This is a genomic window from Chryseobacterium oranimense (genome assembly GCF_900129755.1).
Taxonomy (GTDB): Bacteria; Bacteroidota; Bacteroidia; order Flavobacteriales; family Weeksellaceae; genus Chryseobacterium; species Chryseobacterium oranimense.
The window spans coordinates 106737-128176 of record NZ_FQWT01000004.1; the positions used below are offsets into that span (position 1 = coordinate 106737).

General features: G+C 38.4%; 16 protein-coding genes. 12 read left to right on the forward strand and 4 right to left on the reverse strand.

Annotation, left to right across the window (positions count from 1 at the left end; genetic code table 11):
* Nucleotides 1-168 precede the first annotated feature (168 nt).
* The 3 genes from BUB03_RS13515 to BUB03_RS13525 all read left to right on the forward strand — a co-directional run bounded on the left by BUB03_RS13515 (nucleotide 169) and on the right by BUB03_RS13525 (nucleotide 8785).
* Entirely contained in the window at nucleotides 169-2532 is a 2364-nt protein-coding gene (locus BUB03_RS13515) for a choice-of-anchor L domain-containing protein (protein ID WP_073063983.1), read from the forward strand.
* A gap of 172 nt (nucleotides 2533-2704) precedes the next feature.
* Entirely contained in the window at nucleotides 2705-6298 is a 3594-nt protein-coding gene (locus BUB03_RS13520; RefSeq protein ID WP_073063986.1) for a choice-of-anchor L domain-containing protein, read from the forward strand.
* Nucleotides 6299-6406: 108 nt separating this feature from the next.
* The gene (locus BUB03_RS13525; RefSeq protein WP_073063989.1) at nucleotides 6407-8785 is read left to right on the forward strand and encodes a choice-of-anchor L domain-containing protein; all 2379 of its coding nucleotides are present in this window, start codon (nucleotides 6407-6409) and stop codon (nucleotides 8783-8785) included.
* 66 nt (nucleotides 8786-8851) lie between these two features.
* On the opposite strand, the gene rsmA is transcribed toward BUB03_RS13525, so the two are convergent.
* Nucleotides 8852-9622 (reverse strand): 16S rRNA (adenine(1518)-N(6)/adenine(1519)-N(6))-dimethyltransferase RsmA, encoded by a 771-nt coding sequence (rsmA, locus tag BUB03_RS13530; RefSeq protein ID WP_073063992.1) that lies wholly within the window; start codon nucleotides 9620-9622, stop codon nucleotides 8852-8854.
* A 91-nt stretch (nucleotides 9623-9713) separates the two neighbouring features.
* Here rsmA and BUB03_RS13535 point away from each other — a divergent pair, with 91 nt between their 5' ends.
* From BUB03_RS13535 to BUB03_RS13565, 7 genes are all read left to right on the forward strand, one after another.
* On the forward strand, nucleotides 9714-10613 hold the full coding sequence (locus BUB03_RS13535) for a cell division protein FtsX (protein ID WP_073063995.1): 900 nt from the start codon (nucleotides 9714-9716) through the stop codon (nucleotides 10611-10613).
* Between the two features lie 2 nt (nucleotides 10614-10615).
* Nucleotides 10616-10912, forward strand: a complete 297-nt coding sequence (locus BUB03_RS13540) for a DUF3098 domain-containing protein (RefSeq protein ID WP_042279244.1) — start codon at nucleotides 10616-10618, stop codon at nucleotides 10910-10912.
* Nucleotides 10913-11011: 99 nt separating this feature from the next.
* Nucleotides 11012-11830, forward strand: coding sequence for an undecaprenyl-diphosphate phosphatase (locus BUB03_RS13545; protein ID WP_073063998.1), 819 nt, complete (start codon nucleotides 11012-11014; stop codon nucleotides 11828-11830).
* A gap of 4 nt (nucleotides 11831-11834) precedes the next feature.
* On the forward strand, nucleotides 11835-12287 hold the full coding sequence (locus tag BUB03_RS13550; protein ID WP_073064001.1) for a hypothetical protein: 453 nt from the start codon (nucleotides 11835-11837) through the stop codon (nucleotides 12285-12287).
* Complete coding sequence (gene truB / locus BUB03_RS13555) at nucleotides 12287-12985, forward strand: tRNA pseudouridine(55) synthase TruB (protein ID WP_073064005.1); 699 nt, start codon at nucleotides 12287-12289, stop codon at nucleotides 12983-12985. Before BUB03_RS13550 ends, truB begins: the two co-directional genes overlap by 1 nt.
* Before the next feature lie 62 nt (nucleotides 12986-13047).
* Nucleotides 13048-13770 (forward strand): 23S rRNA pseudouridine(2604) synthase RluF, encoded by a 723-nt coding sequence (gene rluF / locus BUB03_RS13560; protein ID WP_073064021.1) that lies wholly within the window; start codon nucleotides 13048-13050, stop codon nucleotides 13768-13770.
* 235 nt (nucleotides 13771-14005) lie between these two features.
* Nucleotides 14006-15226 carry a YncE family protein gene (locus BUB03_RS13565; RefSeq protein WP_052352616.1) on the forward strand — a complete coding sequence of 407 codons (1221 nt, stop codon included), beginning with the start codon at nucleotides 14006-14008 and terminating at the stop codon, nucleotides 15224-15226.
* A gap of 80 nt (nucleotides 15227-15306) precedes the next feature.
* On the opposite strand, the gene BUB03_RS13570 is transcribed toward BUB03_RS13565, so the two are convergent.
* Nucleotides 15307-16575, reverse strand: a complete 1269-nt coding sequence (locus BUB03_RS13570; protein ID WP_083538929.1) for a helix-hairpin-helix domain-containing protein — start codon at nucleotides 16573-16575, stop codon at nucleotides 15307-15309.
* Nucleotides 16576-16996: 421 nt separating this feature from the next.
* On the reverse strand, nucleotides 16997-17341 hold the full coding sequence (locus tag BUB03_RS13575; RefSeq protein WP_040995888.1) for a MerR family transcriptional regulator: 345 nt from the start codon (nucleotides 17339-17341) through the stop codon (nucleotides 16997-16999).
* A gap of 181 nt (nucleotides 17342-17522) precedes the next feature.
* Here BUB03_RS13575 and BUB03_RS13580 point away from each other — a divergent pair, with 181 nt between their 5' ends.
* Nucleotides 17523-18404 (forward strand): AraC family transcriptional regulator, encoded by an 882-nt coding sequence (locus BUB03_RS13580; RefSeq protein ID WP_073064026.1) that lies wholly within the window; start codon nucleotides 17523-17525, stop codon nucleotides 18402-18404.
* A gap of 86 nt (nucleotides 18405-18490) precedes the next feature.
* On the forward strand, nucleotides 18491-19657 hold the full coding sequence (locus BUB03_RS13585; RefSeq protein WP_073064029.1) for a hypothetical protein: 1167 nt from the start codon (nucleotides 18491-18493) through the stop codon (nucleotides 19655-19657).
* Between the two features lie 169 nt (nucleotides 19658-19826).
* Here the strand turns inward: BUB03_RS13585 and ccoG are convergent, their stop codons facing one another.
* Nucleotides 19827-21269: a cytochrome c oxidase accessory protein CcoG gene (ccoG, locus tag BUB03_RS13590; RefSeq protein ID WP_073064032.1), complete on the reverse strand. Its 1443-nt coding sequence runs from the start codon at nucleotides 21267-21269 to the stop codon at nucleotides 19827-19829.
* Between the last annotated feature and the right edge of the window lie 171 nt (nucleotides 21270-21440).

A 21440-nucleotide genomic window follows, 5' to 3' on the forward strand; every position in this document is an offset into this window, starting at 1 on the left:
ACGGTCTGCTTTTGTTTTTAAGATGAAAAAATAAATCCTACTAATTTTGTGGAATATATAATTATAAAATAAATTTATTGTGAATGCATGTGGTGAATTGTTTGTATCTTGTGTTAAAAAGATGTTTTTTACTGATATTTTTGCTACATTTGAACAAACAATTATAAAATGTTAGGTTATAGATTAAACAAATACTTTTTATTTCTGGTATTACTGTTTACTTCTGCAGCAGTATTTTCCCAGAATGTCAGAAGGAAATCTCCTCCCAAAAAAGCCACAGAGGCTACCATGAAAGCTGGTGCATTCATAGATGTGAATGTTCCGACTTACCCCCAGTCTGCTTATACCATTGAACAGCTTGTAAAAAACGTACTGATATCCGGAGGATCTGTATGTGCTGCTCCCAATGTGACCAACGTTACTGTATCTCCCAATCAGCTTTCGACGGATACAGAAAGAGCTTGGGGATATTTTAATAAAGGTACTACCAATTTTCCTTTCAATGATGGTATAGTGTTAGTCGCCGGTAAAGCGAGAAGAGCCGGAAACGGTTACGAAGGAACCAATCCGCTTTCAGACGAAGTTCCGGGTTCCGGGATTAATGATCCTGATCTGGTAGCTGCCGTTAATCCGCCGGTTACCCTGAAGGATGTAGTAGCCGTTGAATTTGATTTCGTTCCGAATAGCAACCAGGTGAAATTCAATTATTTATTCGCATCAGAAGAATATACAAGCGGATTCCCATGTGGTGATTTTGCCGACAGTTTTGCCCTTCTTCTAAAAAAAGTAGGCGATCCTAATTACACCAATCTTGCGATACTTCCCGGAGGCGCAGGCCCTGTAAGTGTTACGAATATTATACCGCATGGAGTAGGATGTGATGGAGAGACTATTAATGAACAGTACTTCGCCGGACTGAATACCACCAATATTGAAACCAATTTTATAGGAAGAACAGTTCCCCTTACAGCAGTGGCAACGGTTATTCCGGGCCAGACATACCATTTTAAGCTTGTTCTTGCAGATGCTTTGGACCAGCGTTATGACTCTGCCGTATTTCTGCAGGGAGGATCTTTTGATATCGGAATGACCATTGTTGACGGTAACGGAAATCCTCTGGGAGACACCATCAACATGTGTGATAATACACCCCAGATATTAAAAGCGCAGGTATCTACCGTTCCGGGAATGACCTACAAATGGTACAAAAACGGAGTAGTGATTCCTAATGCAACCAGTGCCACATACATAGCGACCTCCCCGGGCGTATATCAGGTGAAGACCTTCGTAGGTGGAACAGAATGCCAGCAGGCAAGCATTACCATTATAGGAGGAACCTCTCCGACGGCTCAGAATGCAACACTGAAGCTTTGTGCCACTCCAGCCCTCAGTACTTTCAATTTGGAAGATGCAAAACCGCAGATCAGTACAACGGCAGGTGCAGTATTTCGTTTTTATGCCAATCAGGCAGATGCACAGGCTCAAAACAATAACTTTATTACAAACCTTACCAACTATAACGGTACCGATGGACAGGTACTCTATGTAGTTGTTTCCAACGGTGCATTCTGCAGCAAACTTGTGACCCTGACTTTAAGGAGAGAAGAAACACCTGTTGCTCAGCTTAATGCCCCAAGACTAAGAATCTGTGAAGGAGAATCTCTGGTACTGACTGCTTCCGGCGGTGTCACCTATCAATGGGGAGATAGTTCCGCAACCGGAGGCGTAAGAACGGTAAGCCCGACTCAGACTACTACTTATACCGTGTATGCTATCGGTGCACAGGGATGTAAATCTTTACAGCCTGCCACTATTACTATTGATGTAGTTCCTGCCATTGTTTCCTCACTGAAAGGAGGCCAGATCTGTGAAGGAGATATGATCCTTTTGGATGCCGGATCCGGACCGGGATATACCTATGAATGGAATACCGGAGAAACCACTCAGGGTATTACAGTAGGAGTACCGGGTGAATATACCGTAACGATCAGCAACGGAGTATGTTCCAAAGAATTTAAAACCCTGGTAATACAGGCTGGGATTCCGGAAATTATAAAAGTTGATTATAATGACAACGGAACAATGGTGCTTACAACCACTAATCCTAGCAACGGAATCTTAGAATATTCTGTAGACAACGGTTTTACCTGGCAATCTTCCAATGTATTTTCCAATGTACCTAAAAATACAGTCATATCCATCCGTGTTAAAGTGAAGGATACCAGCTGTGTAGGCTTTTTGGAGTACTTTACATTCGTCATGAAAAATGTGATTACCCCTAACGGAGATAATGTGAATGATATTATTGATTTCAGCGGAGTAAGCAGCTACAAAGACTTTAAAGGACTGGTTTTCGACCGGTACGGAAAAGAAGTGTTCAGGGCCGGAAAAACCAGACCTTACTGGGATGGTTATTTCCAGGGGAAACGCCTGCCTACCGCATCTTACTGGTATCAGGTAACCTATCAGGATCCTGCCAGTAAACAGATGGCAGTGAAAACTGGATGGATTCTTCTTAAAAACTTGGAATAATCATTTATATAATTTATAGAAAGGCTGGCATTTTTGTCAGCCTTTCTTATTATTTTTCAAATAAAGCAAATTTATATTGCAGAATAAGTAAGCTTGTATTAATGATAATGTAAATTGTGTTAAATTAACTTTCAATCAAAAAAAATAGTATTTTTGTTTAAAATACTATAAAATGTTAAACAGGAGGATTGGAAATTTATTTTTGGCGTTATTTTTTGCATTAATCGGAAACTTTGTTTTTGCTCAGAACATAGACAGAGCAACGATCCCTGCAAAAAAAGCCAATGCAACCTCTATGAAAGCCGGTGCTTTTATAGATGTAAATACACCCAATTACACAGAGTCCGGATACAGCATTACACAGCTGGTAAAAGAAGTGCTGATCTCCGGAGGAGCCTGTTCTACGTCCAATGTGAGCAACGTAAGTGTTTCTCCCAATTTAACAGTGAGCGATCCTGGCCGTAGTTGGGGATTCTTTAATAAAGGTACTACAGCTTTTCCATTTGCGAAAGGTATCGTTCTTTCTACAGGATATGCTGCAAAAGCAGGAAATACTTATCAGGGTATTTTGAATGATGGTATAAATACTCTTGGAGATACAGATCTGGCTTCAGCTCTGGGAATCAATAATGCTGAACTGAGAGATGCTACCTACATTGAATTCGACTTTGTACCGGCTTCTACAGAAATTTCATTCAGATACTTGTTTGCCTCCAAAGAATATGCGCCCGGGTTCCAGTTCGCATGTACCAAATCAGATGGATTTGCTTTATTGCTGAAAAAGGCAACAGATCCTACCTATACCAATCTGGCCGTACTTCCCGGAGGTGCCGGACCTGTAAGTGTTACCAATATCCACCCGGCAATTCCCGGAGGTTGTGGCGCCGTTAACGCTTCCTATTTTGCCGGAATAAATAATCCGGTTGTTGAAACCAATTTTGACGGGCGTACAATACCTTTAACCGCAAAAGCTACGGTAACTCCAGGTGTAACTTATCACTTTAAAATGGTTTTGGCAGATTTCAGCGACAGAAATTACGATTCAGCAGTATTTCTGGAAGCAGGATCATTCGATATCGGGGTAAAAATTTTAGACCCTGCCGGAGTTCAGCTTCCTGATACGGTTTATATGTGCGATAATACTCCCCAGACATTTACAGCCTCTGTACAGGCTCCTAATGTTACCTATCAGTGGTTTTTAAATAATAATCCTATTGCTGGCCAGACAGGTCCGAGCTATACCGCTACACAGCCTGGAGTATACAGTGTTCAGGTATTCATCCAGGGAAATACCTGTCCCGGAACGGGAACCATTACAGTAGTGGGAGGAACTTCCCCCACCGTACAGAATGCTACCCTGACAGCCTGTTATGCCGCCGGAAATGCAACTTTTAATCTGCCTTCCGCAAATGCTTCGATCAGTACGACGCCCGGTGCAACGTTTTCATACTACGTAAACCAGGCAGATGCCAATGCCGGAAATACAAATACTATTCCCAGCCCTGCCACTTATTCGAGTCCGGGTGGGCAAACAGTCTATGTTCTTGTTAAAAACGGTTTCTGCTCCAAAGTAGCTGAGCTGCAGCTGGTAAAAGCTCCTCAGATGACGGCATCAATTCTGCCGCCGGCGGTATTGACCTGTGCCAGCTCACAGACAACTTTAGATGCTTCAGCTTCTGTTTATCCTGCAGGATCTACTTTTAACTGGACAACCACAGGAGGAAATATAGTTTCAGGAGGAACGACTTTAACCCCGGTTATCAATGCTCCCGGAACCTATACTTTAACCATATCCAAAACTTATCAGCCAGGAGGGGTGATCTGTACCGCTACTGCTAGTGTTACAGTTACCGGAGACAGTGCTCCACCGGTTACAGGACTTACAGCAAGTAAAATACAGATATGCAGCGGTGAATCCGTAACCTTAACGGCATCAGGAGGTACTACCTATAACTGGACAGGCCTTCCGGGAACAGGAAATACCCAGACCGTATCACCTACCGCAACTACAACTTATACAGTAACTGCAGTAGGAGCCAATGGATGCGTTTCTCAAAATCCTGCAACAATCACGATTGAAGTTTCACAGCCTATTACTGTGCAGAATGCCGTATTGCATAAATGCTATGCTCCGGGACTTACCTATGACCTGACAACTGCTCAGAGCCAGATTACTTCAGCAGGAGCTGGGGTTACTTTTACTTACTATATCAACCAGGCTGATGCTCTTGCAGGCAATACTAATTTTATTACAACGCCTACAACTTATTCTCCTCCGGGAAATCAGACCATATACGTATTGGTAAAGAATGGAGGATGTCAGTATGTGGTTTCCCTTCAGTTACTAAGAACAGCTGAAACAACACTTACCATAGCAGCACCGCAGGAAATAACCTGTACTACACCTCAGACTACATTAAATGCTTCGGCATCTGTAGTGCCTGCAGGATCTACCATTGCATGGACAGCAGCAGGAGGAGGAAATATTGTATCAGGTGCAAATACCCTTACCCCTGTAGTTAACGCAGGAGGAACCTATACACTTACGGTTACCAATGTATCACAGCCTGGAAATCTAAGCTGTACTTATACGGCAACCGTAACCGTAACTCAAAATACAACATTACCAACAGCTACTGTAGTGTCTTCACAACCCCGAATATGTCTGGGAGAATCTGTAACCCTGACAGCTTCCGGTGGAGTTACCTATAACTGGGTAGGACTTCCAGGAAACGGAAATACACAGGTAGTTTCTCCGACTTTAACTACAGTATATACGGTATATGCAGTATCTGCTAATGGCTGTGTTTCAGCAACCCCGGCAACGGTTACTGTTACCGTAGGACCACCAACAGCAGGTTTATCGGCATCTAAAATAAAAATCTGTGCCGGAGAATCTGTAACACTTACCGCTACAGGTGGAGTTACCTATAATTGGGTAGGGCTTCCGGGTAACGGAAATACACAGGTAGTTACCCCGACAATTACTACGGAATACTCAGTGTATGCACTTGGAGGTAATGGCTGTAGCTCAATAAATCCAGCGAAAGTAACGATTGAAGTAGTTCCTGCTATTGTATCAACCTTGGAAGATGTATATGTATGTGAAGGAGATACAGGAGTTTTAGACGCCGGCCCAGGTACGAATTATACCTATTTATGGAATACCGGAGCAACCACTCAAACCATATCTACCAATGTTCCCGGAACTTATACTGTTACCATCAGTAACGGAACGTGTTCCAAAACATTTACTGGGAAACTGTTAAATCCGGATCTGCCTAAATTTACGAATATCGTATACGATAACCATGTGCTTACCCTTACGGCAAGTAATCCTACAGGAGGTGCTTTAGAATACTCCATAGACGGAGGAGTAGTATGGCAGTCATCCAATATATTCTATAATGTATTGAACAATACCAACTACCATCTGATGGTAAGGGTAGTAGATGCAAAATGTGGTACAACGTTGGATTACTTCACCTTTGTAATCAGCAACGCTATTACACCTAATATGGATGGAGTGAATGATACGATTGATTTCTCCGGAATCAGTGGCTATAATAATTTTGCAGCATCAATTTTTGACCGCTATGGTGCAGAACTCTTCAGGGCTACTAAAACCGATGCAGTCTGGAGAGGCTCTTTAAAAGGTCTGAACCTTGCTACAGGCACTTACTGGTATAAGGTACAATGGGAAAATCCGGCAAGTAAAAAGCTCGAACTCCGCTCAGGCTGGATATTGCTAAAAAATAGAAACTAACATGCAAACCTTCCATATTTGGAAGGTTTGTTTTTTTTATATTAAAAAATAGATAAAAAATATAGGATATATTTAGAAATAAATTAAATTTGTTGAAACAAAAGTATTATGCGAAGAAATCTACTATTCCTTTTATTTTTCTTGGTCGTATCGACATTTTTATATTCTCAAACAGACGGGCCCCGCAAGCCTCCCAAAAATCAACCTTCAGGATCAGCTACTCAGAAAGCGGGCACTTTTATTGATGTGAATGCTCCGGGATATACGGAATCCAGCTATTCCATTACACAACTGGTAAAAGATGTCCTGATCTCTTCAGGTACAAATACCTGCGTAACACCTGCGGTATCCAATGTGAAAATTACTCCGAACCATGCCGTATCTGATGCTGACAGATCATGGGGATATTTCCACAAAGGAACAACCAATTTTCCTTTTAAGGATGGGATTGTACTTTCTACAGGGAAAGCCAGAAGAGCCGGTAACGGACCGGAAGGAAACCTGAGTGACAATAACGGGGGAGGAACGGATTCCGATCTTGCACAGGCCATTGGATCTACCGGGACACTGACGGATGCTGTTCTTCTGGAATTTGACTTTGTTCCTACTACTTCACAGATTAAATTTAATTATATCCTGGCATCCGAAGAGTACTCCGGTTCATTTCCATGTCAGTACGCAGATGCCTTTGCTATTTTGCTTAGACCTACATCGGGTGGGCCTTACCAGAATATGGCAATACTTCCCGGTGGTGCCGGTCCTGTAAGCATTACCAATATTCACCCGTTAATTACTGGTGGCGGGGGATGCCCTGCTGTTAACGAACAGTTTTTTGGAGGTTATAATACCGGTAATGTTGAAACAAATTTTGAAGGAAGAACAATTCCTCTTACTGCAACTGCGACTGTAATGGCAGGGCAGCAATATCACTTTAAAATGGTCGTTGCAGATTATTCACCGGGAAGTTATGAAGATCATGGCTGGGATTCTGCCGTATTTTTAGAAGGAGGATCATTTAATATTGGTGTTGAGCTTTTAGACCCTAGCGGTGCCACTTTACCTTCTGATATTAATGTTTGTGATAACGAACCTCAGTTAATTACTGCTTCGGTAAGCGACCCTAACCTATTATACCAGTGGTATCTGAATGGGGCCCCTATAACTGGTGCAACGACTAATACCATTACGGCTGTTCAACCGGGAACTTATACTATTGAGGTAAGTGTTCCGGGGAATCCTTGTCCGGGTAAAGCGACTATACAGATTCATGGAGGAACTACTCCGCAGGCACAGGATGCTACGCTTCTGCTATGTTCCACACCGGATATTACCACTTTTGACCTGACTGAGGCTATGCCTTCAATAAGCCCGACTCCGGGAGCAGTATTCAAGTTTTATGTTGATCAGGCTGATGCTTTGGCTCAGAATGGTAATTATATTCAGAATATTTTAAACTATAACGGGACGGACGGACAGATCCTGTATGTTGTAGTGTCCAACGGAGGTTTCTGCAGCAAAATGATAGAACTGACCCTGCAAAAAGAAACCACACCAAAGGCGGGTATTAAATCTTCCCGTATCAAGATATGTCCGGGAGAAACAGTAACACTGACTGCTGATGGTGGAGTAACCTACCAGTGGGGTAATTTCCCTGGTACCGGCAATACCCAAACGGTAACTTTATACCAGACTACAACATTTACAGTGTATGCAGTCGGGACAAAAGGATGCCGTTCATTAAACCCGGCTTCCATTACAGTGGAGGTTACTCCTGAAATTACCTCACCTTTAAAAGATGTAGAAATGTGTCTGGGTGACCGTATTACTTTAGACGCAGGTGCCGGGCCGAACTACAAATATTTATGGAGCACGGGAGCAACTACTCAGACTATTACTGCAGACAGCTGGGGTATTTACACTGTAGAAGTTGATAACGGATTCTGTAAAAAGATTTTCACGGCGAAAGTGGGAGGTGCGGCCACTCCTTTCGTAACAGCCGTTCAGTATGAAAGTGCCAAAAAAACAGTGACGATTATTGCTGAAAATCCTATGATGAACAATACTCCAAGCACTTTGGAATATTCCCTGGATAATGGAATTACATGGCAGCAGTCCAATATTTTCACTAATCTTCTAGACAATACCAACTATACCATATTGATCAGAAGAGTAGGAACTCACTGTGTCGGAACTTTTGATTTCTATACCCTTCAGATCAATAATATCATTACACCGAATAATGATGGTGTGAATGATGTACTGGATCTTACAGCATTGGGTGAATTCAAAAATTTCACAGGATCTATCTTTGACAGATATGGAGTGGAAATGTTCAGGTTCTCTAAAGAAAAACCGGTCTGGGATGGAACGGTAGGAGGAAAGAAACTTCCTACAGCGACTTATTGGTATAAATTTAATTTTGAGTACCCTAAGTCAAAAGCTCAGATGAACTGGTCCGGATGGATCATGCTTAAGAACCGCGAATAAAAGATAAAGCATACAGAAAAGCCTTTCAAGAAAACTTGAAAGGCTTTTTTATTTTTGAACTGATCCTTATTGATTCTGTTTCCAGAGATTGGCAAAACCGATAAAATCTGTAACACTGAGTTCTTCCGCTCTTTTATCTAAAAATTCATGAGTTTTTAAAGCTTCAGGAATATTTAATATTTTCAGGGAATTCGAAAGTTTTTTTCTTCTCTGGTTAAATCCGGCTTTTACGATCTGTTTAAACAGAACTTCATTTCCCGCCAGGCCTTCTTTTGGATTTCTCGTCAGCCTGATCACACCCGATTTTACTTTAGGAGGTGGATTAAATACATTTTCATGAACTGTGAACAGGTAAGATACATCGTAATATGCCTGGATCAGGACAGAAAGAATCCCGTAATCTTTAGTTCTGGGTACAGCTGCCGTTCTCTCAGCCACTTCTTTTTGGAACATTCCTACCATTTCAGGGATCTGCTGGTAATAATCAACGATCTTGAAAAGAATCTGGGATGAAATGTTGTAAGGGAAATTACCAATGATGGCAATCTGTTGTCCATCGATAAAATGGAAGTCCTGCTTCAGGAAATCTCCTACAAAAGTGTTTTCCGTAATCTTCGGATAATTGTTTTTCAGGTATTCTATAGATTCGGTATCAATCTCTGCCAGGTAGACTGTCTGATCTTTTTCTAGCAGGTATTTGGTAAGAACGCCCATTCCCGGACCAACTTCCATGACGTTTTTATAGTCTTCAAAACTAAGACCTTCCACGATTTTTCTCGCGATATTTTCATCTGTCAGAAAGTGCTGTCCAAGATGTTTTTTTGCTTTTACACTCAAAGTTTTTTATGATTTTATTAACAATGATTTTCTTTATTTCGTCCCAAATTTCGGAAGATTTTTTCTATTTTAGCCAAAAATTTTAATATTAATGGCTAAATCTGTAGATGAGTTTAATAAGAAAAGGCTTCGGTCAAGCAATATTACAGTAGTAATAAGTATCGCATTAGTGTTATTTTTGTTAGGATTAATGGGGCTTATCTTAATCAATGCCCAGAAGTATTCTGACTATATAAAAGAACAGTTGGTGGTAAATGCTTATTTTGATGAAAATTTTGATGTAAAAGATTCTGTAAAAATTGCAAAACTGGAAGAAGAAACTTTTAAAAAGGTACAGACATTAGCTCCTGTAAAAAAAGCGACCTATATTTCAAGGGATATGGCGGCTAAAGAAGCCAAAAAAACAATGGGGATAGACAGTGATGCGCTTTTTGAAGAAAACATTTTCCCTTCGTCTATCGAGGTGGCATTAAAGCCTGAATATGTGGATCCGGCAAAAATTGATGAAGCAATTAAAGTCATTAAAGCCGTTCCGGGAATTGTAGATGTTAAAAATGACAGTACTTTGATGGTGGATGTTTACAATAACCTGAGCAGAATCCTGAAATGGATCTTAGGTTTTTCCGTTTTATTCCTGATCCTGGCTGTTGTTTTAATTAACAATTCGATCCGTCTGAAAATATTCTCCAAGAGATTTATTATTAAAACCATGCAGCTGGTAGGGGCAAAAAGAAGGTTCATCCTTAAGCCGTTTATCATTGAAGCAGTTATTCTGGGTGCTATAGGATCTGTAATCGGACTTCTGGCACTGGGTGGGGTATGGTATTACTTTACAAGCCAGATCGGTTCAGCCTTCGTGCAGGATACCAACCAATATTTCTGGCTGGTTATCTTAGTGCTTGGAGTAGGAATTTTTATATCTGTTTTAAGTACTATCTTCGCTACATGGAGATTCTTAAAATCAAACGTTGACGACTTATATTACTCTTAATAATGAGCAAAAAAACAAATAAACTGGCCGCTTCAGAGTTTGGCAGAGAAACCGAAGCACCACAGGAAAATGCCTTTTATTTCGGGCAGCAGAACTTCAAGTGGATGCTGATAGGGCTGGCCTTTATCGTAGTAGGTTTTCTACTGATGATGGGACCGGATGCTAACACAGTAGACGGTAAATTTGATCCCAATGCATGGAATGACGGTATTTTTTCCGTCCGCAGGATCAGAATTGCGCCGCTGTTTGTAGTGATAGGCTTTGTAATAGAAGTTTACGCTATTTTAAAAAGAAAATAAATTATACATTCTTTATTTGGAGATTAAAAGGTGAACGGATTTGGATAAACTTCTAAATTCAGAATCTTTTAATCTTTAAATTTTTTATATACACAAAATATGGATTTAATTAAAGCAATCATTATTGCTATTATTGAAGGGCTTACAGAGTATCTACCAATTTCTTCTACGGCGCACATGGGATTTGCAGCCAACATTATGGGACTGCAGGAAGACGAGTTCCTGAAAATGTTTCAGGTGTCTATTCAGTTTGGGGCTATATTATCCGTTGTAGTAGCGTACTGGAAAAAGTTTTTTGATCTGAAGAATCTTCAGTTTTATTATAAGCTTGCTTTTGCCGTAGTTCCGGCATTGGTTCTCGGTTATTTATTTGATGATAAAATTGAAGCCGTTCTGGGAAACCAGATCGCTATTTCTTCAGTTTTGGTACTGGGAGGGGTGGTTCTGCTTTTTGCAGACAAATGGTTCAAAAATCCTGTAATTGATGATGAAAAAGGAATTACCGTCAGAAAAGCAATTACCATTGGTTTTTGGCAGTGTCTGGCCATGATGCCGGGAACCAGCCGCAGTGCTGCTTCTATCATCGGAGGAATGTCACAAGGACTGACGAGAAAAGCTGCGGCGGAATTTTCATTTTTCCTGGCAGTTCCAACCATGCTGGCAGTAACCGTATATTCCGTTTTCCTGAAAACCTGGGGTAAAGAAACCGGAAATCCTCAAAAGGGATATGAAATGATCATGGCGTCTCAGGATCATATTATGGTTTTTGTGATAGGAAATATTGTTGCATTTATTGTAGCATTAATTGCTATTAAGGCGTTTATCGGGGTATTGAACAAATATGGTTTCAGACCTTGGGGCTGGTACCGTATCTTTGTGGGAATTGCCCTGCTAATCTATTTCTATTTCTTTAAATAAATCCATGAAGATTAGTAATATTGTCAAGCTATTGGCATTTTCCGGTTTAATTGTTTCCTGTACGCCTGCCCACACGCTGTTCGTAAAGAATAATACCGGAGAAAGAATAGAATTCTTTGTTGAGCTTAAAGAAAAAAGCACAGATGAAGATTTATTGATCTGCAAAGAGCTTGTACCTGATGAAAAGCTGGACCACAAACCTTTTATGGAATACAGCAAAGAGGGAAAATGTTACCGTCAGAAAATTACATCCGTCAGTAAAACCAGTTATAAATTCAATTTACCTGAACATTATACAGTGAATATTACACCCAATAATTCTGTGTATCCTTTTAAGAATATATATTACTTCATTGGCGATAAAAAATGTTTTGTCAATGTAGAAAACGGCCCTGAATGCAGGCAGAAAGTTAATAAGCTGCCAAGTTTAGTAAGTATCACCGAAATTTTAGAATAATGACCGCCGAAGAACTGCAATCAGGATATGTTTTTTTATTGGACAAACCTTTGGACTGGACTTCTTTCCAGGCTGTCAATAAAATGAAATACAAACTCAAAAGAGAGTTTAATCTTCCCAAGAAATTCAAAATAGGCCACGCCGGAACTTTAGATCCGAGAGCAACTGGTCTGCTTATTGTCTGCTGCGGGAAATTCACAAAGAAAATTCCTGAAATTCAGGATGCCCCTAAAGAATACTGGACCGAAATTAAAATAGGTGTCCAGACAGAATCTTATGATACGGAAAAGCCTGAAATACTTCACCAGGATTTTGCCCATATTACAGAAGAACAGATAAAGGAGGTTCTTGAAAAGTTTGTGGGAGAAATAGAACAGAAACCGCCGGTATATTCAGCAATAAAAGTAGACGGACAAAGAGCCTATAACCTGGCCAGAGCAGGAGAGGAAGTAAAGATGAAATCCAGGAAAACAACTATTTTTTACATTAACGATATTAAAATTGATCTTCCTTTGCTCAGCTTTACAGTTGGCTGTTCAAAAGGGACCTATATCAGAAGCTTGGCTCATGATATCGGGCAGGAATTGGGAGTTGGCGCTTACCTTACACAACTCAGACGTACAAAAATAGGGGATTACACCATCGAAAATGCCACAGCAGATTTCTTGGAGAACGAATACAGATTTGAAAATTTATAATTAAAAGTTGTATTTTTACTTATACCCGGAAATTAAAATTATACAGGTTACGGAGAAGACTAATGGAAAAAACACGTATCAATAAATATTTATCAGAAGTTGGTTATTGTTCAAGAAGAGCCGCAGATAAGCTCTTGGAGGAAGGCAGGATAACAATTAACGGGAAAGTTCCGGAAATGGGGACCAAAGTTTCGGATGAAGATCTTGTAGAAGTAGATGGGAAACCGATCCGTGAACCTCAGGATAAACATGTATATATTGCTTTTAATAAACCTGTGGGCATCGTCTGCACTACAGACACGAAACGGGAGAAGAATAATATCGTAGATTATATTAACCACCCGAAAAGGATTTTCCCGATCGGAAGGCTGGATAAACCCAGTGAAGGTCTTATCCTGCTTACCAGCGACGGAGATATAGTTAATAAAATCCTGAGGGCAAGAAACAACCATGAGAAAGAATATATTGTTCGTGTAGACAAGCCCATTTCGCCTAAGTTTCTTGAAAAGATGAGAAACGGAGTCCCGATTCTTGATACGGTCACTAAAAAATGTGAAGTAGAGAAGATTGATGATATGACCTTCCGGATTATCCTTACCCAGGGACTGAACAGACAGATTAGAAGAATGTGCGAATTCCTAGGTTATGAAGTAAAAAAGCTGAAACGTATCCGGATTATGAATATCAAGCTGGATCTTCCGGTGGGAAAATGGCGTGACCTTACAGAAGAAGAATTTAATACGCTCAGCAACCTCCTTTCTGATTCTGTCAAAACAATCGATTAGGATTATAACATTAATAATAAAAAATAAGCAGGAAATATTTTTCCTGCTTATTTTTTTCCTGTCATAGTTTTTAAGCAATTTAGCATGTCTATTTTCAAAAAATCTGTTTGAAGAAAATCAAAAAAAAATATTTAAAATGTATCTGTTTTATAATATTCACACATTGGTGTAATATTTTTAGTTTGTAAGTGAAATTATGTTATATTTATAAAAGTAACTATTAAAGCTAAAAACCATGAAATTAAAATTTAACCTACTTTCCCTTATTATTTTATTGACATTTTCTAATTGTCAAAATGACAACCATAATCAGGATCTTCCGCACGATACTTCTTTTTATATTGATTATAGAAGTCTGAAAGGTTTGCCAGATGGAATAGCGGTAATTGAGCTCGATCCTGAAGCCCCAAATTTTGGACATATCAGCAGCAAACTTGAATTGGGCGTTGGTGTTCTGCCTCATCATCTTTACTATAACCAGGGTGCAAATAAATTGTATACCACTGCTTTAGGAGGTAATTATCTTTACCAGATAAAAACGGAAAAAGACAAAACCGGACAGCCCAAATTAGTTGATGCCACCCCTATTGATACAGGTGAGAATACAGTAGGGGAAAATTTGTTCTTTACCAATGATGGAAGATATTTTATGACTTTTATGGGAGGGGCAGGAGGACCAAGAGATGGAAGCATAGGTGTTTTTAATGCAAACAATAACCAGCTTATCAAAACTATTAAGGCGCCAATTCAAACCAACCCCAATCAATTTATTATGTATCCGCATGGTATTTCTGTAAATGAGGAAAAAGGAATAATGATGGTGACCTCAACCATTCACCCCGATCTTACTACCGGAATGGGAAATACCTGTACTTTACTGGATATGAATACCTATGAATTAAAAGAAACCTATCTGGTAGCAGACTCACAAACGGATATGTCCAGTCCTGTGGAAGTTCTGTTACTGCGAGGGAAATTTCCGCAGTATGCCCTTGCAACGACAATGCTGGGCGGCGATATCTGGATTGCTCCATACAATGCTACAACCAAGAAGTATGATGCTTTCAGTAAAATATTTGACGGAAGTACACAGGGATTAGGCTGGACACTCGAAATGTACATCGATGATAACAGCAGGCTCTATGTAAGTTTTGCAGATCCCGGCAAAGTTTTGGTATTTGATATCAGTAATCTTCCTCAGCTAAAGCTTTTAAAGACTCTTACCGCAGATAAAGGAGCACATCATATGGTTTTCTTTAAAACCAAAAAAGGAAAAGAAGTTGTTGCGGTGCAAAATAACCTGCTGGATATTCCTAACTTAAATTCCGGTACCATTAGTGTCATTGAAATCGAGACCGGGAAAACATTGGGCACTGTCGATTTAAGAGCCAAATATGGAATACTGCCTGAGTCAATTGAAGGAACCAATGGTCCCAGCAGCTACATGCACCATTAACATTTAAAATAATACACCAGATCAGAAACTACCCGGAATAACAGATGTTCTTATGGGTAGTTTTTAGTATATAGTTTCAGTTATTTTAAATATAATTTCATTCTTTCTTCATATTCAGGTTTTAATTTTAAAAGCTTCAGAATTTTCTTGTCATCCTTGTATGTAGTCCGGTAGAATATGATCTTATCAGCAGAATATTTGAAGTAGGGATGGTCTTTCAGCCATTCTTCCGGAGCTTCTGTTAAAGTATATTTAGGAACATTTGAAACATCCAGCGGAGCAATGGAAATTAATTTTTGAACCAAATTTTTATCAATATTATAGGTGTCTAAAATTTGTTGTTTACTGACAAAACCTCTCAGTTTTTTTCTAAAGCCAATCATCGATCCGGCATTTTTTTCATCCAAACCAAATTCCAGCAATTGCTTGAATGTGATCATATTTAAATCAACCTTTGAAAAATCAGTTTCCTGCTTTTTTTCCACGGCAGGGCTGAGTTTAATATATGGCTTTAATTCCTGGAATTTCTGAGCAGAGATCACAAAGCACTTCTGAATATCTTCCAGTGTTTTAAAACTTCCCCTGAGATTTCTGTCCCGGTAATTAACGATAGCATTGGCCTGTTTTTCTGAAAAACCCAAAGCTTTCCATTCCTCCGGATTCAAAATATTAGGATCAAAAGGATGATACGAAATGTTGGACTTTACAGCATAATTTTGACCTGAATTTTTAAAATCAGTGGGAGTCTTGGCAGGAAGCATTAAATAGGGCTCAAGCTTGCTGTAGTTTTCGGAAGAAATGATAAAGCATTCTTTGAATTTCTGCTTACTTACAAAACTTCCGCCCAAATAATTTTTGTATTTTAAAATAGCTTCAGCCTGTTTTTCACTGAAACCTATTTTCATCCATTCGGAAGAAGAAAGTTTATCAGGATTGAATTTTCTGGAAACAATAATCTCTTTCTTGTCATCATTTCTAAATTTCTCAAAACGTTCGCCTTTTGCAGTTTCAGGAAGAAGGATGAAAGACTCCAGTTCGGTGAATTTTTCGGCAGAAATTGCATAGCATTTTTTCAGCTGTTCTTTTGATGTGAATTCACCGCCTACAATTTTTTTGTAATTAAGAATAGTGGAAGCCTGCTTTTCGGAAAATCCTAAATGCTCCCATTGCTTTTCATCCAGATCATTAGGATTGAAATCTGTAAGGTTGGGAGAAACAGAATGTTCCGTAATAAATTTGATCTCCGGGAAATTTTCTTTTTCCCTGCTGGTATACTTTTGAAAAGCCAGCAGCACGATCAGCAGTATCGCCATGAATGCCAGTTTGTGGTAATAGTTTTTTCTCATCATAAAGTAAACTTATCAATAAAAATAAGTTGAAGCAATGAGGAGATACAAAAAGGATGTTTTTGTACAATAAATTCATTTAAATGATTTTTAAATTACACCTCTGTACATATTGTATAGAATTATTTGAAGAAATAAGAGTGTAAATATTCCATGAATATCTTTAAAATGATTTGAAATAAGCCATTGATCTATACAAATTTATACTCATTAAGATGAAAAACTTAATTAAGAATGATTAGTACAATAAAGGTAGAATGATTTTAATAGGGAAGTATAGGTAGAATTTTAATCACATATTTGTATAAGTGGACGACCCATAAATATTAACAATTTGTATAAATTCTAACAAAAGAATTCGTGCAAATCTGTGAAATTAGTGGCAAATAAAATATTCCTTTATAGAAAAAATGACAGCATGAAATTATTCCGAATCTCTCTCTGCTAGTGAAGCTTTCAGTTTTTGGAGCTCAGCTTTTATAAATTCAAGACGGTCAATGATGGTTACCGTTTCAGAAATTTTACTGTTGGTGGTTAAGGCAATCCTTGCCCCATCCAGTGTGTACCCTTTTTCTTTTACCAGATGGTAGATCATCTGCAGGTTCTTAATGTCTTCAGGAGTAAAGTAGCGGTTACCTTTTTTATTCTTTTTAGGTTTAATGATGGGAAATTCCTGCTCCCAATACCGTATCAGCGAAGTGTTTACATCAAAAGCTTTGGCCACTTCTCCTATGGAATAGTACAGTTTGTCAGGTAAATTTATTTTCATTTTACAAATCCTAAAAGCCAAAGATAAAAATTTTTTAAACTCGGATGCAAATATGCACCGGTATTATCTCTGTAAATGTTCTGTATTGGGATATTCTTTTTCATTGGCTATTCTTTTTCAGTTGTGTTTTGTGTCTTTTTACTGTAATTTTACCATCAATCTACCATCGTTTATAAACAGCATGAATCCCATCTCCGTTCTTCATATTGAACTTTTCCAGTCCGGCAGGAATACCTCGGATTTTTATTTCAATACCATGAAGGAGCATCTGGTGGTGGGACACCGGCACATTGAAAAGCCGCACCGGCATGATTTCTATGCCGCTGTTCTTTTTACCAAAGGAAAAGGCATTCATGAGATTGATTTTCAGAGGTATGATGTTTCAGAAGGAAGTCTGTTTTTCCTTTCTCCGGGACAAATCCACAGCTGGGAGCTTTCGGAAGATATCGACGGGTATATTTTCTTTTGTTCACAGGAATTTTATGAAATGCATTATGTGAACCAGAAGCTGAGAAATTTTCCGTTTTTTGGTTCCGTATCATTCCCCAGGAAATTACAGCTGGAGATTGATGAATTGGAAAAAATAAACCGCCTGTTTCAGGAATTGGGTGAAGAGTTTCATTCTCCAAATTTTATGAAGGAAGGCTTTATCCTTTCCCTGATGTCTCAGATTTTCATCAATGCAGCAAGGCTGTTTTCAAAAGACCATGATATACATGCTTCTTCTGCCAGTCTTTCTTATTTTAAACATTACCAGGACTTTGAAAGCCTGATAGAACAGTATTTTACCGGGCAAAAATCAATTTCCTACTATGCATCCTTGCTGGGAATTACTCCGAAACACCTTAACCGGATTACCCAATCCGTTGTTCAGAAAACAGCCACCGACATCATTACCGAAAGGGTAGTGCTGGAAGCCAAAAGAATGCTGATGTACCTCGATGAAAGCCTTGTGGAAATTGCTTTCAGGCTTGGCTATGAAGAATATTCCTACTTTGTAAGAGTATTCCGGAAAAGCTCCGGAATGACTCCTACGCAGTTTATGAGGAAATATAAGGTTTGAAAGTTTAAAGAAAACTCAATGATTTAGACAAGAAAAAATGTAATCCAATTATTTTTTTTAGTTTTGAAAAAAATACAAATACCCGAATGTTTCAAAAAGTTATATCCCTCGAAAAAAATAAAAAAGAATTCTATTTTTTACTTTTATATAAAGCGCTTTTATTGCTGATTTTATTTTATAGCGTTTACAAGTTGTATCTAAAATCCAAACTTTCACTACAAGAATGGACGGTTTCTGATTGGCTTATCAATTATGAAGATGGTGGTTTTAAAAGAAGAGGAATTGGTGGGCAGTTATTGTTTTTTTTACAGGATATAACTCATTTCTCTCTGCCCTTCATTGTTTTTTTGTTACAAGCCCTTTTTTATGGATTCATCTATTATTTTTTCATTAAATTAATTAGCCAGAAGAAAATAGATTGGAATATTTTATTAATTTTATTATCACCACTTTGTCTCAGTTATATTTGTATAAATGTAGGATACTCGGGTAGGAAAGAGATTATTTTGTATGCATTAATGGGTTATTTGGCAACAGGCGGTGTTTCAAGATTAAAATTCATCTTTGTCATTGCAGGGTATTGTATAGGATTGTTTTTTCACGAAATGTTTATCTTTTATCTGCCGTTGGTTATATCGATATTCTATTTGAAAACCAAGAAAATTAATTCTTTAGAAGTTTATACTCTTATTATACTCTCCTTTATTATTATTGCTGTTATTTATTATTTCGGAGGAGAAGTTAATCAAGGTAAAAGTATTGAAATTCTTAAAAATAGAGGGGTTGAGTTTGCCTATTTTAATATTTTTAATTATGATAAAATAGAAGATCCTACTTTTATAGGGAGAGTATATATATCTTTTTCATTATTTATCACTGAATTATTTTTTGTTATTTTTCAATTGGGCTATTATGTTTATAAATTTCATAAAAAATATTTTAAGTATTTTTTATTTATTAATATTCTTTCTTTGATTTTTGTAGCTCCTTTATTTTATTTAGGGGTAGACTGGTTTAGATGGATCAATATCTATTGTGTACTTTTGTCTTTAACTGTCCTTTTAATGCTTCCGGATAGAAAGAAAACTGAGGAATTATTTAATCATAATGCTACAATAAAAAGTTTTATACTTATAACACCTGTTTTTTTTATTCTTTTTTTTATTCATATACAGTATGATGCATCCGGATCTAGTTTGCATGGTACCATTATGTATTTCAAAACTAAATTTGATTACCTCATGGGACATTAGCTAATTGATTCCTACGTAGTTGATTAGAAAATACAAGGCTTAATAATTCAAAGTTAAATGTTTATGGATGATAGAGGAAATTTATTAGAGCCTTAGGATGTACTTTCTCCAATTCTATACCTGGTAACTCCAATCCCGGCACCGCGAATCCCGTAACTCGCACCCTGCATCACAACAAAAGCTTGAAAGGACCCTCAAATGTAGTCTCAAACGAATCCAGCATTTCTCCTTTTTCGTCAAATACGCCAATAACCATATTCTGCTTGGAAAATTTAATGTCTTGTTCAGGGAACGTAATATTGATATTTCCCTTTAAGATCTGGTCGCCTTTCAGGATAATTTTTTCCGAACCGAAATAGGTGATTTCCGCATTGGCCGGAGTCATTACTTTAATGTTAAGGACCTTTTTTTCATTAGATTTATTTAAAAGAGTGTAAATAAAAGTATTCGTGATCTTACCGTCTTTAATGAAATATGTGGAACCTGCCGGCTTGATGAATTTAGCTTCCATGGAACCCCGGTCATACATCAAAAATCCTAAAAATCCGATTAACAGAGCCAGAAATACTGTAGTCGCCTTCATTCTTGAAGTGAATCTGAATGACTCCTGGTTTTCAATTTCTGCTTCTGTGGCGTAGCGGATTAATCCTTTAGGAAGCCCAACCTTATCCATTACCTCATCACAGGCATCTATGCAGGCTGTACAGTTGACGCATTCCAGCTGCTGTCCGTTTCTGATGTCAATACCCGTAGGACATACAACCACACACTGATGGCAGTCGATGCAGTCTCCTTTTCCTGTAGCTTTTCTGTCTTCATTATTACGCCATTTTGAACGGTTTTCCCCTCTTTTAAAATCATAATACACATTGATGGTTTGTTTGTCGATCAATACTCCCTGAAGCCTTCCGTATGGACAAACTAAGGTACAAACCTGTTCTCGGAGCCATGCAAAGACGAAATAAAATGTCATGGTGAAGAATATCATGGCAAGGAATTTTACCGAATTGGCTTCCGGCCCTTCTTTCATAATCCGGAATACTTCTTCATATCCTACAATATACATGAACATGAAATGGGAAATAAGTAATGAGATGAAGGCAAAGGCAGACCATTTCAGTACTCTTTTTCTGATTTTTTCGGCGTCCCATTCCTGTCTGTCCAGTTTCATCTGCTTATTTCTGTCCCCTTCTATCCAGTATTCTATTTTACGGAATACCATTTCCATAAAAAGTGTTTGAGGACACAGCCATCCGCAGAATATTCTTCCGAAAACTACTGTAAACAGCATGACAAATATTACTGAAGTTACTGCTCCCAAAGCAAGAATAAAGAAATCCTGGAGGTAAAAAGGCTGTCCAAGGATAAAGAACTTTCTGTCGATTACATTGATCAGCAGAAACGGATTACCATTGATTTTTACAAACGGCAATCCAAAAAATAAGGCGAGCATGAGATAGCTTGCGTAGTTTCTGTAGTTGGTATACTTTCCTTTTGGCTTTCGGGGAAAGACCCATTTCCGTTTTCCCGTTTCATCCATAGTTCCTACCGAATTTCTAAACGCTTCATTTTCGGTTCCTATGAATTTGTCACTGCTTGATTCTGCACTCATTGTGGTACTTTTGTTAAGTTGAAAAAGTATTAAGGTGATATTTGAGGCTGGATCAAACGGTCTTTCAGTCAGTTTTAAAAAAGGAAAAAGAATGTTGATCTTACCGTAGCAAAGGTCCCAATAAAACTATTTTTTAACTAATACCATCTGCTTCAAAAATAGGATAATTAG

Coding starts and splice junctions, on each gene's coding strand:
- BUB03_RS13565 (WP_052352616.1), top strand. CDS start 14,006: ATGAAATTAAAATTTAACCTACTTTCCCTTATTATTTTATTGACATTT.
- BUB03_RS13580 (WP_073064026.1), top strand. CDS start 17,523: ATGAATCCCATCTCCGTTCTTCATATTGAACTTTTCCAGTCCGGCAGG.
- BUB03_RS13570 (WP_083538929.1), bottom strand. CDS start 16,575: ATGATGAGAAAAAACTATTACCACAAACTGGCATTCATGGCGATACTG.
- BUB03_RS13520 (WP_073063986.1), top strand. CDS start 2,705: ATGTTAAACAGGAGGATTGGAAATTTATTTTTGGCGTTATTTTTTGCA.
- BUB03_RS13545 (WP_073063998.1), top strand. CDS start 11,012: ATGGATTTAATTAAAGCAATCATTATTGCTATTATTGAAGGGCTTACA.
- BUB03_RS13525 (WP_073063989.1), top strand. CDS start 6,407: ATGCGAAGAAATCTACTATTCCTTTTATTTTTCTTGGTCGTATCGACA.
- BUB03_RS13515 (WP_073063983.1), top strand. CDS start 169: ATGTTAGGTTATAGATTAAACAAATACTTTTTATTTCTGGTATTACTG.
- truB (WP_073064005.1), top strand. CDS start 12,287: ATGACCGCCGAAGAACTGCAATCAGGATATGTTTTTTTATTGGACAAA.
- BUB03_RS13535 (WP_073063995.1), top strand. CDS start 9,714: ATGGCTAAATCTGTAGATGAGTTTAATAAGAAAAGGCTTCGGTCAAGC.
- BUB03_RS13550 (WP_073064001.1), top strand. CDS start 11,835: ATGAAGATTAGTAATATTGTCAAGCTATTGGCATTTTCCGGTTTAATT.
- BUB03_RS13585 (WP_073064029.1), top strand. CDS start 18,491: ATGTTTCAAAAAGTTATATCCCTCGAAAAAAATAAAAAAGAATTCTAT.
- ccoG (WP_073064032.1), bottom strand. CDS start 21,269: ATGAGTGCAGAATCAAGCAGTGACAAATTCATAGGAACCGAAAATGAA.
- BUB03_RS13575 (WP_040995888.1), bottom strand. CDS start 17,341: ATGAAAATAAATTTACCTGACAAACTGTACTATTCCATAGGAGAAGTG.
- BUB03_RS13540 (WP_042279244.1), top strand. CDS start 10,616: ATGAGCAAAAAAACAAATAAACTGGCCGCTTCAGAGTTTGGCAGAGAA.
- rluF (WP_073064021.1), top strand. CDS start 13,048: ATGGAAAAAACACGTATCAATAAATATTTATCAGAAGTTGGTTATTGT.